This is a genomic window from Bacteroides sp. K03 (genome assembly GCF_019734355.1).
Lineage (GTDB): Bacteria > Bacteroidota > Bacteroidia > Bacteroidales > Bacteroidaceae > Bacteroides > Bacteroides nordii.
Genome location: NZ_JAASHC010000046.1, coordinates 13117 through 27703, shown reverse-complemented (window position 1 = coordinate 27703; position 14587 = coordinate 13117). Strand labels below are relative to the sequence as shown.

The following is a 14587-nucleotide window of genomic DNA, read 5'->3' as shown; positions in this document are numbered from 1 at the left end:
CGTCAAGATGATTGATGGAAGGGGGATTTTTCGTTATTGGTATTCACCACAGAGTTTCACAGAGGAACACAGAGTTTCACAGAGGAATAAGTCGTATTCTTATTTATTCTGTTTATGCAGGATAATTAATACTCTGTGTTCCTCTGTGAAACTCTGTGGTGAAAGAATGATTTGTGTGATTTACGCTTTATTTCTGATTTTCTGTTATATATTTGTTGTTAAAACTGTCTATATCTTATAGAATGATATTTTTTTGAATAAAAAAGTAACGTTTTATTTGGTGGGAAAGAAATAATCTCTACCTTTGTACCGTTAAATAACAAAAGAGATAACTAAGATGAATCAATCATTTATACATATTCTACTGTGTGGTATTATTATTCTGCTGGCAAAGGTCGGGGGAAGTGAGTGTTGCGCGTAAATGTGTATAATGAAAATATACGAAAGCCTTTCTCACTTCCTGGTGCGAAAGGCTTTTTTAATAGTGTATAATCAGATTAAAAACAATAAAAGATGAGTGACAGATTATTTATTTTCGACACCACCCTTCGTGATGGTGAACAGGTTCCGGGATGTCAATTGAATACAGTGGAAAAGATTCAGGTAGCGAAAGCACTGGAGACACTGGGAGTAGATGTGATTGAAGCCGGATTCCCTATTTCCAGTCCAGGGGATTTTAATTCGGTAATTGAAATATCTAAAGCCGTGACATGGCCTACGATTTGTGCGTTGACACGTGCGGTTCAGAAAGATATTGATGTAGCAGTAGATGCATTGAAATTTGCTAAGCGTAAACGCATTCATACGGGAATTGGTACATCTGATTCACATATTAAATATAAATTCAATTCTAACCGTGAAGAAATAATCGAACGTGCAGTAGCTGCTGTTAAATATGCGCGTCGTTTTGTAGACGATGTGGAGTTCTATGCAGAAGATGCAGGACGTACGGATAATGAATATCTGGCACGGGTGGTAGAAGCGGTTATTAAAGCTGGTGCTACTGTAGTGAATATTCCTGATACAACAGGATATTGCCTTCCTTCGGAATATGGAGCGAAAATTAAATATCTGGTAGATCATGTTTCTGGCATTGAAAATGCAATAATCTCTACACACTGTCATAATGATTTAGGTATGGCTACTGCTAATACAATGGCTGGGGTGCTGAATGGTGCACGCCAGGTAGAGGTGACCATTAATGGTATTGGCGAACGTGCAGGTAATACGGCACTTGAAGAAATAGCAATGATTATCAAAAGCCATCATGAAATCGAGATAGAAACCAACATTAGTACACAGAAAATATATCCCACCAGCCGCATGGTATCTAGTTTGATGAATATGCCGGTACAACCTAATAAGGCTATCGTGGGACGTAATGCTTTTGCACATTCGTCGGGAATACATCAGGATGGCGTACTGAAGAATGTACAAACCTATGAAATTATTGATCCTAAGGATGTGGGTATTGATGATAACTCCATCGTATTGACTGCACGCAGTGGACGCGCTGCTTTGAAAAATCGTCTTTCTATGTTGGGTGTGACGCTTGATCAGGAAAAATTGGATAAGGTATATGAGGAATTTTTGAAACTTGCTGACCGTAAGAAAGATATTCATGATGATGATATTCTAGTATTGGCAGGGGCAGATCGTAGTGAGAATCACCGTATTAAACTGGAATATCTTCAGGTGACAAGTGGGGTAGGTGTACGATCGGTTGCCAGTCTGGGTCTGAACATTTCCGGAGAGAAATTTGAGGCAGCTGCTAGTGGTAATGGTCCTGTTGATGCAGCTATCAAAGCATTGAAACGAATTATAGATCGTCATATGACACTGAAAGAATTTACTATTCAAGCCATTAGCAAAGGTAGCGATGATGTAGGTAAAGTGCATATGCAGGTAGAATATGATAATCAGATGTATTACGGATTTGGAGCAAATACGGATATTATTGCCGCTTCAGTAGAAGCTTATATTGACTGTATTAACAAATTCACCAAGTAATTTCAATCGTAAATTGTAAATCGCTAAATAGTAAATAAACAGATGAATACATTATTTGATAAAATCTGGGATGCACATGTGGTTACCACAGTAGAAGATGGTCCCACTCAGCTCTATATCGACAGACTGTACTGTCATGAAGTAACGAGTCCGCAGGCTTTTGCCGGACTGCGTGAACGTGGAATAAAATGTTTCCGTCCGGAAAAAATATATTGCATGCCCGATCATAATACACCGACGCATGATCAGGACAAACCCATTGAAGATCCGATATCAAAAACACAAGTGGATACTTTGACGAAGAATGCGAAAGATTTCGGGTTAACTCACTTCGGTATGATGGATAAAAGGAACGGTATTATCCACGTAGTGGGTCCCGAACGTGGATTAACTTTACCTGGAATGACTATTGTTTGCGGTGATTCACACACTTCTACCCATGGTGCGATGGGAGCGATTGCTTTTGGTATCGGAACAAGTGAGGTAGAGATGGTACTTGCTTCGCAATGTGTATTGCAGTCTCGTCCCAAGACGATGCGTATTACTGTGGATGGAAAATTAGGCAAGGGAGTGACTGCGAAAGATATTGCACTCTATATGATGTCTAAAATGACAACCAGTGGTGCTACCGGATATTTTGTAGAATATGCAGGTGAAGCCGTTCGCAGTTTGAGTATGGAAGGCCGACTGACGTTGTGTAATCTCTCTATTGAGATGGGAGCACGTGGCGGTATGGTAGCTCCGGATGAAGTGACCTTTGAATATATCAAAGGACGTGAAAATGCTCCGAAAGGAGAAGAATGGGACAAAGCAATGGAGTACTGGAAAACACTGAAAAGTGATGCTGATGCTGTTTTTGATAAAGAAGTACGTTTTGATGCAGCCGATATAGAGCCGATGATCACTTATGGGACAAATCCCGGTATGGGTATGGGTATCACACAGTCTATTCCGACTACGGAAGGAATGAATGAAACGACTAAAACTTCTTTTATTAAATCTTTGGATTATATGGGATTTAAACCGGGTGAACCGTTACTGGGTAAGAAGATTGATTATGTATTCTTAGGTGCATGTACCAATGGACGTATTGAGGACTTCCGTGCATTTGCTTCTCTGGTAAAGGGCAGGAAAAAGGCGGAACATGTAATAGCATGGCTGGTACCAGGGTCTTGGATGGTAGATGCACAAATTCGGGAAGAAGGATTGGATAAAATATTGGAAGAAGCCGGATTTGCGATCCGTCAGCCGGGATGTTCAGCTTGTCTGGCAATGAATGATGATAAGGTTCCTGCTGGTAAGTATTCAGTTTCTACAAGTAACCGGAATTTTGAAGGACGTCAGGGACCGGGAGCGCGTACGTTGCTGGCAAGTCCTCTCGTAGCTGCTGCGGCAGCTGTGACAGGAGTGATAACAGATCCGAGAGAACTTTAATTGTAAATCGTAAACGTACCTATGTGATAAAGATTAAATAATATTTATGACCGTAGGAAATAAATTGTAAATAAACAGATGAAAGCAAAATTCAATATCATAACAAGTACATGTGTACCTCTTCCTTTAGAAAATGTGGATACAGACCAGATTATTCCGGCACGTTTTCTGAAAGCTACTACCCGTGAAGAAAAGTTTTTTGGCGATAATCTCTTCCGTGACTGGCGCTACCATCCGGATGGTTCATTAAATAAAGACTTTGTGTTGAACAATCCTATTTATGGAGGGCAGATATTGGTAGCAGGAAAGAACTTTGGTTCGGGCTCTAGCCGCGAACATGCTGCATGGGCAATAGCCGGATATGGCTTCCGTGTAGTGGTAAGTAGCTTCTTTGCTGATATTCATAAGAATAATGAGTTGAATAATTTTGTATTGCCTGTAGTGGTGACAGAGGAGTTTCTGGCGGAATTGTTTGATTCTATCTTTAAAAATCCTAAAACAGAGGTGGAAGTAAATTTGCCGGAACAGACTATTACTAATAAAGCTACCGGAAAGAGTGAACACTTCGAGATTAATGCATATAAAAAACATTGTCTGATGAATGGATTGGACGATATTGATTTTTTGTTGACGAATAAGGATAAGATAGAGGCGTGGGAAAGAAAATGAATTAATTCCGTTGTCCGTGTGCCATAAAAATGATAACAACAATATTAAATAACGATGAAAAATAATCATCCCAAAATAGAAATCATGGACACTACTCTCCGCGATGGTGAACAAACCAGTGGAGTATCTTTTGTGCCTCATGAAAAACTAATGATTGCCCGACTGCTGTTGGAAGAGCTGAAGGTGGACCGTGTAGAAATAGCTTCGGCACGTGTGTCTGAAGGAGAATTCGATGCGGTAAAGATGATTTGCGACTGGGCAGCGCGGAGAAATCTGTTACAGAAAGTGGAGGTACTGGGTTTCGTTGACGGTCGTACTTCACTGGATTGGATACATGCTACCGGATGCCGCGTTATCAATTTGTTGTGTAAGGGATCTTTGAAACACTGTATGTATCAGTTGAAAAAGACACCGGAGGAACATATCGAAGATATACTTGCTGTAGTGAATTATGCCAATGAACTGGATATTGAAGTCAATGTATATCTGGAAGATTGGAGCAATGGTATGAAGGATTCACCCGAATATGTATTTCAGATTGTCGATGCATTGAAAGAGACAAGTATTAAGCGTTTTATGCTGCCTGATACATTGGGGGTATTGAATCCGTTACAAGTCATTGAATTTATGCGGAAGATGAAGAAGCGTTACCCTGATACACACTTTGATTTTCATGCGCATAACGACTATGATCTGGCAGTGAGCAATGTACTTGCAGCTGTACTAAGTGGAGTTAAAGGACTTCATACAACAATTAATGGATTGGGTGAACGTGCAGGTAATGCACCTTTGGCAAGTGTGCAGGCTATCTTGAAAGATCATTTTAATGCTATTACCAATATCGATGAAAGTCGTTTAAACGATGTAAGTCGGGTAGTAGAATCTTATTCGGGTATTGTGATACCTGCCAATAAACCGATTGTAGGTGAAAATGTATTTACGCAGGTGGCCGGGGTACATGCTGACGGAGATAATAAGAGTAATCTTTATTGTAATGATCTTTTGCCCGAACGATTTGGCCGGATCCGTGAGTATGCTCTCGGAAAGACTTCGGGTAAAGCGAATATCCGTAAAAATCTTGAAAGTCTTGGCTTAGAGTTGGATGAAGAGTCTATGCGGAAAGTGACTGAGCGCATCATCGAATTAGGAGACAAGAAAGAACTTGTCACACAGGAAGATCTTCCATATATCATCTCTGATGTCTTGAAACACGACGGTATGAATAATAAAGTAAAACTGAAAAGCTATTTTGTGACGCTGGCGCATGGGTTAAAACCGATGGCTACGTTGAGTGTTGAGATAGACGGGCAGATTCATGAGGAAAGTTCGTCGGGTGATGGTCAGTATGATGCCTTTGTGCGTGCTTTACGCAAAATCTATAAGGTGACGCTGGGACGGAAATTCCCAATGCTGATCAATTATGCAGTAAGTATTCCTCCCGGTGGGCGTACTGACGCTTTTGTACAGACTGTTATCACCTGGAGTTTTGGTGAGAAAGTGTTTCGTACCCGTGGTTTGGATGCCGACCAGACAGAAGCGGCTATCAAGGCGACTATTAAGATGCTGAATATAATAGAAGAATATTAATAATAGTGATTAATTTTAGTGATTAGTGAGAAGTGATAAGTGATTAGCAGGCTGCGCTATCATACCAAATGGTACTAATCACTAATCACTAATCATTGATCACTAATCACTAATCGTTAAATCATTAATTAACATGGATTTTAAAATTGCAGTATTAGCAGGTGACGGTATTGGGCCCGAAATCTCTGTACAGGGGGTAGAGGTAATGAGTGCCGTTTGCGAGAAGTTCGGACATAAAGTAAATTACGAATACGCCATTTGTGGCGCAGATGCAATCGATAAAGTGGGGGATCCCTTTCCGGAAGAAACTTATCGGGTATGTAAGGAAGCAGACGCTGTACTTTTTTCAGCCGTAGGTGATCCGAAGTTTGATAATGATCCTACAGCTAAAGTTCGTCCGGAGCAGGGACTGTTGGCTATGCGTAAGAAACTGGGACTTTTTGCCAATATCCGTCCGGTACAGACTTTTAAATGCCTGGTTCATAAGTCTCCTCTTCGTGCAGAACTGGTAGAAGGAGCTGATTTCCTTTGTATTCGTGAGCTGACAGGAGGTATGTATTTTGGTGAGAAGTATCAGGATAATGACAAAGCCTATGATACGAATATGTATACTCGTCCGGAGATAGAGCGTATACTGAAGGTGGCTTTTGAGTATGCAATGAAACGCCGCAAGCATCTTACGGTGGTAGATAAGGCGAATGTTCTTGCATCCAGTCGTTTATGGCGTCAGATAGCACAAGAAATGGCGCCTGCTTATCCTGAGGTAACCACTGACTATATGTTTGTGGATAATGCAGCAATGAAAATGATTCAGGAGCCGAAGTTCTTTGATGTGATGGTGACTGAAAATACTTTTGGCGATATCCTCACGGATGAAGGTTCGGTTATAAGTGGTTCTATGGGATTGCTCCCTTCTGCTTCAACCGGCGAAAGTACTCCGGTATTTGAGCCTATTCATGGTTCGTGGCCGCAGGCAAAGGGATTGAATATTGCTAATCCGCTGGCGCAAATTCTGTCGGTAGCTATGCTGTTTGAGTATTTTGACTGTAAAGAAGAAGGAGCGTTGATTCGCAAAGCAGTAGATGCATCACTGGACGAAAAGGTACGTACTCCGGAGATTCAGGTAGAAGGTGGTGAAAAGTATGGAACCAAAGAAGTTGGTAAATGGGTGGTTGATTATATTAAGAAGAGCTGATGATCAGTAAAAGAACTTCGATACAAAAATAAAAAGGGCCTAAAGCTTGACTTTAGCCTTTGAAAATTGTATCTTTGTCATTGTAATCATAAAATATATTCAGTTAGATTACACTTGAAGGAGAAAGTTTATCGCTTTCTCCTTTTTTGTGTCTATATCCTATATAAAGCTTCTGAATAGGGTATTTATTACCGGTCAGAAGGTATATTAGCCAAAATAAGAAGGTATGTTACGGTGAATCACATGCCGTGTTGCGTTAGATTACATACTATGTTACGATGCAAATGCCATTGTGTTGCGATGCAACATACGGCAAGACGAAAAACAGAACTTGTTTCGTTAAGAATCAATAAATCTGCTCTTGACAGAAACTCTGTCTACCTCTTTTTTCTGTCTCTTATTATATCACTTGTATAGTCGAGTAGATCAGTATACCTATCACCGTAAGTAATCCTGTATAAATGATAACTTGTGTTTGACGTGCTTTTCTGAAATCTTCTTTGGTAACTCTTGTGAGCAGATAGTACATCAACATAGCTCCAGCTAATCCTACTAACATTCCTACCACTAAATCTCCCGGATAATGCAATCCCAGATAGATGCGCGTGTAGCAATTAACGGCTGCCCATGTACAAATGAAAATGCTGAGCCAGCGTTTGCGGAACAGGAACACCAGAAAGAACGCTAAACCAAAAGAGTTGGAAGCATGGCAAGAGGGAAAACCGAAGCCACCTCCACGTCTTCCGTTGACGATATGTACGAGGTCTGCAATGGGACTGGCAGGGTTAGAAGGGCGGGAACGTTCTACGATGGGACGAATGACGGTTGCACAAACCTGATCGGCGAAAGTGATAGTCAGCGCGATGCCTATGAGGCAGAATAGAACGACTTTCCAGTTGAAATTTTTAAGTAATACATATAGTATACTTGCGTACATGGGTACCCATATCCACTTTCCGGTGAAAACGGGCATGAAATAATCTCCGAATGTATTGTGAAATCCATTAAGATAAAGTAATAAATTCTGGTCTGCTTCAACAAGTGATTGTAATAGTTCGTATGTCATATTGTTTAATATTAATTCAAATTTAGAGTCGGTAGGGGAGAATAGAACAACTTATCTTTTTGCAATGTCATCATATAGCTTTTGTAAGTATGTTTTTCCCTTATCCAGATTTTCACCTTTGTGGGTACCTTCATCCAGTACAACAGAGTTTGATTCGCAATCAAATACAACTGCGTTATCGGGCGTTACCATTCCGAATGCATTTGGGAATGTGAAGAATGCAAAATGAGGAGAACCTGGGTTCAACATGTTCTTGCTGAAAGTGAATTCGTCGTGTGGTAATCCTAATTGTGCCAATAAAGTAGCAGCGATATCTATCTGAGAACCGTAAGTCGTTATTTGTCTGGGTTCCTTGACTGCACCTCCGGTGAGGATCAACGGAATAGTGTAGCGGGCAGGTGAGAGGTTGTTAATATCCTCCGGATAGACTCCCAAATGATCTGGTACAAGAATTACTACGGTGTTCTTCCAAAGCGGAGTTTCTTTGAGCTGACGAACGAAATCTCCGGTACAACTATCCGTATAGGCAAATGCGTTTAGTCTGGCGTTGGATAGCTTGCTGTAAGGCACTTCAAATGGTTCGTGGCTACTGGATGTTTGCAATATTTTGAAGAACGGCTCTTTTTGTGATTTGGTTTTCAGATCGGTTATCATCCGGTTGAATACGATGTGGTCATGGGCACCCCATTTACTGAGACGTTCGGATACAGGAAAATCATCTTCGGAGATAATATCTTCAATACCAGTAGAAACAAGGAATGAACGCATATTGGTGAAGTCGGCATCTCCCCCGTAATAATATTGCAGGTCGTATCCTACTTTTTTCAGACTGGCAGGAATAGAGGGCAGACTTTGTGTTTTGCGTGTATACTTCATGATACTGGTGGTAGGCTGCGCCGGATAGCCACTGATAATGGATACCAGTCCCCGGTCGGTGCGGAAGCTATTGGCATAGAAATGGGTGAACAAAACTCCTTCATTGGCAAACTTGTCCATGTTGACTGCTATACCCGGCTCTCCACCGAGAGTTTCCATTAAGTGAGAAGAGAAGCTCTCGAGCACTATCATGATGATATTGGGATGTTCGGTGTTAAATAATTGCGGGATCGAATCTGTAACAGGTTTATCTGTCAGTTCTGCGAACAGGTGGTCTGCTTCTTCGGCTGGCAGAAAACGATATTGTTTATCAAAAGCAACTTGTCGGGAGAAAGAATCCATCAGGCTAAAACAAGGATTGATGGATGCGTGATTCAGTTTCTGATTGGCACTGAAAAAAACTTTTCCGAGGTTCATAGTTGCAACACTGAACCCTCCGCGTATAGGTATAAACAATAGGGCAGTGGCCAATAACAGAACGCCGGATACACTTACCCGGCGAAAAGGTATCTTCAAGGGGCGTTTGGCGTTGTTCAATATGAAAGATAATAAGAAATAGAGGAGCATTGCGTAAACTACCATGCCCAATATACCTCCCAATACTACCCAGATACTGACACTGGCCAGTGCGTCTTTGGGCGAAGAGAAGAAATAGAACAACGGTGTGGTGTCAAGCCGGAATCCCCAATAACCATACAATCCAAGATCGCTTATAAATATGCAGGAGAGTAATATGGATACTATTATGATATAGATGCGGCGTATCTGTTGTAGTTTTTTGGAATTAGTCCAGGCAGATGCAATCAGCAGTAATCCAGGGATTACAGTCAGATATCCTGCCATCGAAAAGTCGAGCGGAAGCCCATGCCACATCACGCTGAACCATTCTGTCCATGATACCTCATTATATAAGGTGTGATAATAAGCCATAAACACAGGCTTTTGCAGGATAAATATAAATACAAAAAGGAAATAGGTAGTAACGAATTGTATAAGTCTTCTTTTCATACTATATACTTAAAAAGATTGAACGCAGGCAAAGGTACTATACTTTTCTTTATCTTTGTGCATTAACTGACGTAAAACAGTGGTAATTATGAAAAAAATAGCAAAGAATCTGATCGGTTTGATAGGACATACACCCTTGATGGAACTGTCTGGCTATAGTTCAAAACAAGGTTTGGCTGGTAATATTGTAGCAAAACTGGAGGCATTCAATCCGGGTGGAAGTGTGAAAGACCGTGTAGCACTTTCGATGATTGAAGATGCTGAAGAGCGTGGAATCCTTAAACCGGGAGCAACGATAATAGAACCTACAAGCGGAAATACCGGTGTAGGTCTGGCGATGGTAGCTACTATTAAGGGATATCATTTAATATTGACTATGCCCGAAACGATGAGTCTGGAACGTAGAAATCTGCTAAAAGCTCTGGGAGCACAGATTGTACTGACAGACGGTCTGAAAGGAATGGCAGGTTCTATTGCAAAAGCACAGGAGCTGAAAACTACTATTTCCGGTTCGGTGATACTTCAACAGTTCGAGAACCAGTCTAATGCGGCAGTGCACCAGCGTACTACAGGTGAGGAAATTTGGGAAGATACAGATGGTCAGATAGCTGCTTTTGTGGCTGGTGTAGGTACAGGTGGAACTGTATGTGGAGTGGCCCGTGCATTGAAGAAGCACAATCCGGATGTTTATGTACTGGCTGTTGAGCCTGCCGCTTCTCCGGTGTTGGCAGGTGGAGAAGCAGCTCCTCATCGGATACAAGGTATTGGCGCTAATTTTATTCCGAAGATTTATGATGCTTCCGTTGTAGATGAGGTAATGGGAGTACCTGATGATGAAGCAATACGTACCGGGCGTGAATTGGCGGCTACGGAAGGATTGCTGGCAGGAATATCTTCGGGAGCAGCTGTTTATGCGGCACGAAAGCTGGCAGAGCGCCCTGAATTTGCCGGAAAAATGATTGTGGCACTGTTGCCCGATACCGGTGAACGCTATTTGTCGACGGAACTGTTTGCATTTGATGCTTATCCGCTTGAATAAATAGTGATGAGTGAGTAGTGATTAGTGATAAGTGCCATGCGGGTCTCACCGTTCACTATCTCATCGCTACTCACTATTCACTAATCACTAATCACTTATCACTACTCACTAACCACTATTTAAGATGAAATCTATATTTATCCTTTTTCTTCTCTTTTTCTCTTTATCGCTTTCGGCACAAACGTATAGTGAGTTGTCGGAACAGGCAATTGATTGTATAGAGAAAGATAGCCTTGTTCGGGCGGAAGAGTTGCTTGTTCAGGCCATGAAACTTGAACCTTCTAATCCTCATAATGCTTTGCTCTTTTCCAATTTAGGATTAGTGCAGAAACGTTTAGGGCGTTATGATGATGCACTTCAGTCGTATACTTATGCACTAAACATTGCTCCTACTGCTGTGCCTATTTTGCTGGATCGTGCCGCTCTTTATATGGAAAAGGGAATGACGGATCGTGCTTATCTGGATTATTGTGAGGCTCTTGATGCCGACAAAGTGAATAAGGAAGCTTTATTGATGCGTGCCTATATTTACACGATCAGACGTGATTATAAAGCAGCTCGTGCGGATTATGACCGTTTGCTGGAAATTGACCCGAAGAGCTATAGTGGACGTCTTGGACTGGCTACTCTTGAACAGAAAGAGGGAAAATTTCGTGAGGCGCTTGAGGTAATCAATAAATTGCTGGTTGAGAATCCGGATGACGCGACTCTTTATGTGGCGCGTGCCGATGTGGAACGTGAAATGGAACATGTAGAATTGGCTCTTGTTGATCTTGAACAAGCTATCCGCTTATCGCCATCGTTGATTGATGCTTATTTACTTCGGGGGGATATCTATCTGCTTCAAAAGAAAAAAGGTCTTGCCAAAACAGATTTTGAAAAGGCGATTTCACTTGGAGTACCGCAATCCGATCTCTATGAGAGGTTGAAACAATGTAAATAGTAAGAGCTCTCTATCCGAACTGACGTATTACTTCTACAAATTCTTTACCGTATTTCTTCTTCTTGAACTCACCGATGCCGCTGATATTTCCAAACTCTTCAATTGTCATGGGGCGGGAAATACTGAGCAAGTGCAAAACTTTGTCTGATAATACAATATAGGCAGGTATTGCTTCTTGGTCTGCCAATTGTTTACGAACTCTTCGCAGGGCTTCAAACAAGTTTTCATTTTCTGTAGAAGGTGCTTCTAAAGGTAGTTCTTTATTGATAATTATCTTCTTTTTCTTTCCTTTCCGATTTTCGTTTTCGTCTCGTTTTATAATCACTAATTTCGCTTTTTGACGTCCAAATAGTACGTCATTTCCGATTTCCGTAACTTTTAAGTGATTATTTTCATTGTATGCAATTTCAAAGTACCCTATTTGCAACATTTGTAACAAATAATCCTGCCAGTCGCGTGCCGGAATATCTCTTCCGACTCCAAAAGTTTTTAGTTTATCATATCCTTTTTCTGTTAATTCAGCAGAGAAAGATCCGCGTAAAATGTCAATTAACATGCTTGTACCTATTTGCTGCCCGGTACGCGCAATTGCACTTAATGCTTTTTGTACGATAATAGTTCCGTCAAAACGTTCCGGAGGGTTTCTGCAAACATCACAATTACCACAATCTTTCTCCGATTTTTCTCCGAAATAACTTAGTAAGATACGCCTGCGGCAAATGTCTGCTTCGGCATATTGCTGCATACGTTGCAGCTTCTCAAGATTGATGGTTTGCTGGTTACTTTCGGTGGCAAACTTTGTCAGTAGAATTAAATCCCCTAACGAATAGAATAAGACTGTATCGCTTGGCATTCCGTCTCTTCCTGCACGACCTATTTCCTGATAAAAGCTCTCGATGCTTTTGGGAAGATTATAATGAATCACCCAACGGACATTTGACTTGTCAATACCCATTCCGAAGGCGATTGTGGCACATACTACCTGGATGCGGTCATTGATAAAATCGTCTTGTGTATTGTCTCGCTGATATGCTGAAAGCCCGGCGTGATAGACTCCACAGTGTATTCCGTGTTTTTGTAACATCTGTGCTACAGTTTCCGTTTTACTGCGACTCATGCAGTAGATAATACCGCTTTCGCCAGCGTGGCGGTCAATAAATTCCAGTATCGCTTTACTCTTTTCTTTTTGCTGATAACCACGCTTTACAGTGAGGCTGAGATTAGGCCGGTCGAAAGAAGAAATGAATACTTTAGGGTCGGTCAGATGTAGTTGGCGGATGATATCTTCACGGGTAATTTTATCCGCTGTTGCCGTCAGTGCGATGATGGGTATCTGGGGAAACATCTGGTGTAATATTCCCATTTGAGCGTATTCCGGACGGAAATCATGTCCCCATTGTGAAATGCAGTGTGCTTCGTCAATGGCAAAGAGAGAAAGGTTCATATCACGTAACAGGTAGTCTGCTTCTGTGATCAGTTTTTCGGGAGATATATATAAGAGTTTTAGCTTTCCTTCTATACAGGCACGGCGCAGATTGGCATTCTCAGTTTCATTATTGCTACTGTTCAAGGCTCCGGCAGCTATTCCGTTGGCGCGGAGTGCTTCTACCTGATCTTTCATTAGTGATATGAGTGGTGACACAACTACAGCAGTTCCTTCGCAAAGCACAGCCGGGAGTTGGTAGCAGATGGATTTTCCACCTCCGGTGGGCATTAATACCAGACCGTCTTTCCGGTTCAGCAGATTCCGGATAATTTCTTCTTGTAAAGGGCGGAAACTTTCATAACCAAAGTAGGTTTTCAGCGTTTGGATCATGGTTCGTATATTGAGACTTTTTGCAAAGGTACTATTTTCTTTTATCTATCATAATACGTATCTACAAGATGGGGGAAATAAACTCTCTCCGTGGACGAAAACGGGATGCTAAAAAGTTAAAGTTTCTTATTATGGCGTTTCTTCTCCCCTATTTTGACGTTTTTAACTACTTTGCTATAAAAAATATATACGCAAAATTTGTGTATGTGAAAATAATGTATGAAATTTGTAACATAATAATGTTACTGCATTGTAGCAATAATTAAAAACAAACCCTAACCAGTTAATTCAATGAGTGATTTAGAAAACAAAAAACAGGAAGAGGCTCCTAAAAAGCGCCCTTACAATCTGAGGGAGAAGAAGGAGAAAAAAGCTGCTTACCGTTCTTTAATAAGACCGGAACTAGCAGATGAGTTGTATGACAAGATTTTGAATATCGTTGTCGTTCAAAAGAAGTACAGAGACCCGGATTATTCAGCAAAAGATCTGGCCAAAGAGTTGAAGACGAATACGCGTTATTTATCCGCAGTCGTTAATTCTCGTTTCGGACAGAATTATTCTTGCCTTTTGAATGAATATAGAGTGAAGGATGCTCTTCATCTTTTGACTGATAAGAGATATGCCGATAAGAATGTAGAAGAAATCAGTGCAATGGTTGGTTTTGCCAATCGTCAATCTTTCTATGCTGCTTTCTACAAGAATGTAGGCAAGACTCCTAATGGCTACCGTAAAGAACACGTTGAGAATAGCAAAAAGTAATCACGTATTTCTTTAGTTGAATAAAAAAGGAAATATTCCGGACGAAAAGTTTCGGGATACTTCCTTTTCATGTTTTTAGAAGATGGGGTGAGGGATTTATGAATTATGAATTGATAGTTCGCATAACTCATATTCCATAACTCTATAACTCATAACTTTATAACTTATAACTCTTATATACTACT

At 41.0% G+C, this 14587-nt stretch carries 11 protein-coding genes; 8 read left to right on the top strand and 3 right to left on the bottom strand.

Annotated elements, in window-relative coordinates:
* The first annotated feature begins 513 nt into the window (after positions 1 to 513).
* From HCG69_RS20035 to leuB, 5 genes are all read left to right on the top strand, one after another.
* On the top strand, positions 514 to 2010 hold the full coding sequence (locus HCG69_RS20035; protein ID WP_221651489.1) for a 2-isopropylmalate synthase: 1497 nt from the start codon (positions 514 to 516) through the stop codon (positions 2008 to 2010).
* 42 nt (positions 2011 to 2052) lie between these two features.
* On the top strand, positions 2053 to 3444 hold the full coding sequence (gene leuC / locus HCG69_RS20030; protein ID WP_221651488.1) for a 3-isopropylmalate dehydratase large subunit: 1392 nt from the start codon (positions 2053 to 2055) through the stop codon (positions 3442 to 3444).
* 78 nt (positions 3445 to 3522) lie between these two features.
* Positions 3523 to 4113: a 3-isopropylmalate dehydratase small subunit gene (gene leuD / locus HCG69_RS20025; protein ID WP_221651487.1), complete on the top strand. Its 591-nt coding sequence runs from the start codon at positions 3523 to 3525 to the stop codon at positions 4111 to 4113.
* Positions 4114 to 4167: 54 nt separating this feature from the next.
* Entirely contained in the window at positions 4168 to 5700 is a 1533-nt protein-coding gene (locus HCG69_RS20020) for an alpha-isopropylmalate synthase regulatory domain-containing protein (RefSeq protein ID WP_221651486.1), read from the top strand.
* 133 nt (positions 5701 to 5833) lie between these two features.
* Complete coding sequence (leuB, locus tag HCG69_RS20015; protein ID WP_002560888.1) at positions 5834 to 6895, top strand: 3-isopropylmalate dehydrogenase; 1062 nt, start codon at positions 5834 to 5836, stop codon at positions 6893 to 6895.
* Between the two features lie 400 nt (positions 6896 to 7295).
* On the opposite strand, the gene HCG69_RS20010 is transcribed toward leuB, so the two are convergent.
* The gene (locus tag HCG69_RS20010) at positions 7296 to 7961 is read right to left on the bottom strand and encodes a phosphatase PAP2 family protein (RefSeq protein ID WP_221651485.1); all 666 of its coding nucleotides are present in this window, start codon (positions 7959 to 7961) and stop codon (positions 7296 to 7298) included.
* Positions 7962 to 8012: 51 nt separating this feature from the next.
* The gene (locus HCG69_RS20005) at positions 8013 to 9845 is read right to left on the bottom strand and encodes an LTA synthase family protein (RefSeq protein ID WP_221651484.1); all 1833 of its coding nucleotides are present in this window, start codon (positions 9843 to 9845) and stop codon (positions 8013 to 8015) included.
* An 88-nt stretch (positions 9846 to 9933) separates the two neighbouring features.
* On the opposite strand from HCG69_RS20005, the gene cysK reads away from it, so the two are divergent.
* Positions 9934 to 10884: a cysteine synthase A gene (gene cysK, locus HCG69_RS20000; protein WP_221651483.1), complete on the top strand. Its 951-nt coding sequence runs from the start codon at positions 9934 to 9936 to the stop codon at positions 10882 to 10884.
* Positions 10885 to 11008: 124 nt separating this feature from the next.
* On the top strand, positions 11009 to 11827 hold the full coding sequence (locus HCG69_RS19995; protein WP_122202358.1) for a lipopolysaccharide assembly protein LapB: 819 nt from the start codon (positions 11009 to 11011) through the stop codon (positions 11825 to 11827).
* Between the two features lie 10 nt (positions 11828 to 11837).
* Here the strand turns inward: HCG69_RS19995 and recQ are convergent, their stop codons facing one another.
* The gene (gene recQ, locus HCG69_RS19990) at positions 11838 to 13643 is read right to left on the bottom strand and encodes a DNA helicase RecQ (protein WP_221651482.1); all 1806 of its coding nucleotides are present in this window, start codon (positions 13641 to 13643) and stop codon (positions 11838 to 11840) included.
* 291 nt (positions 13644 to 13934) lie between these two features.
* Between recQ and HCG69_RS19985 the strand changes: the two genes are divergently transcribed.
* A complete protein-coding gene (locus HCG69_RS19985) occupies positions 13935 to 14402 on the top strand; it encodes an AraC family transcriptional regulator (protein ID WP_221651481.1) in 468 nt (155 codons plus the stop codon).
* The last annotated feature ends 185 nt before the right edge of the window (positions 14403 to 14587 follow it).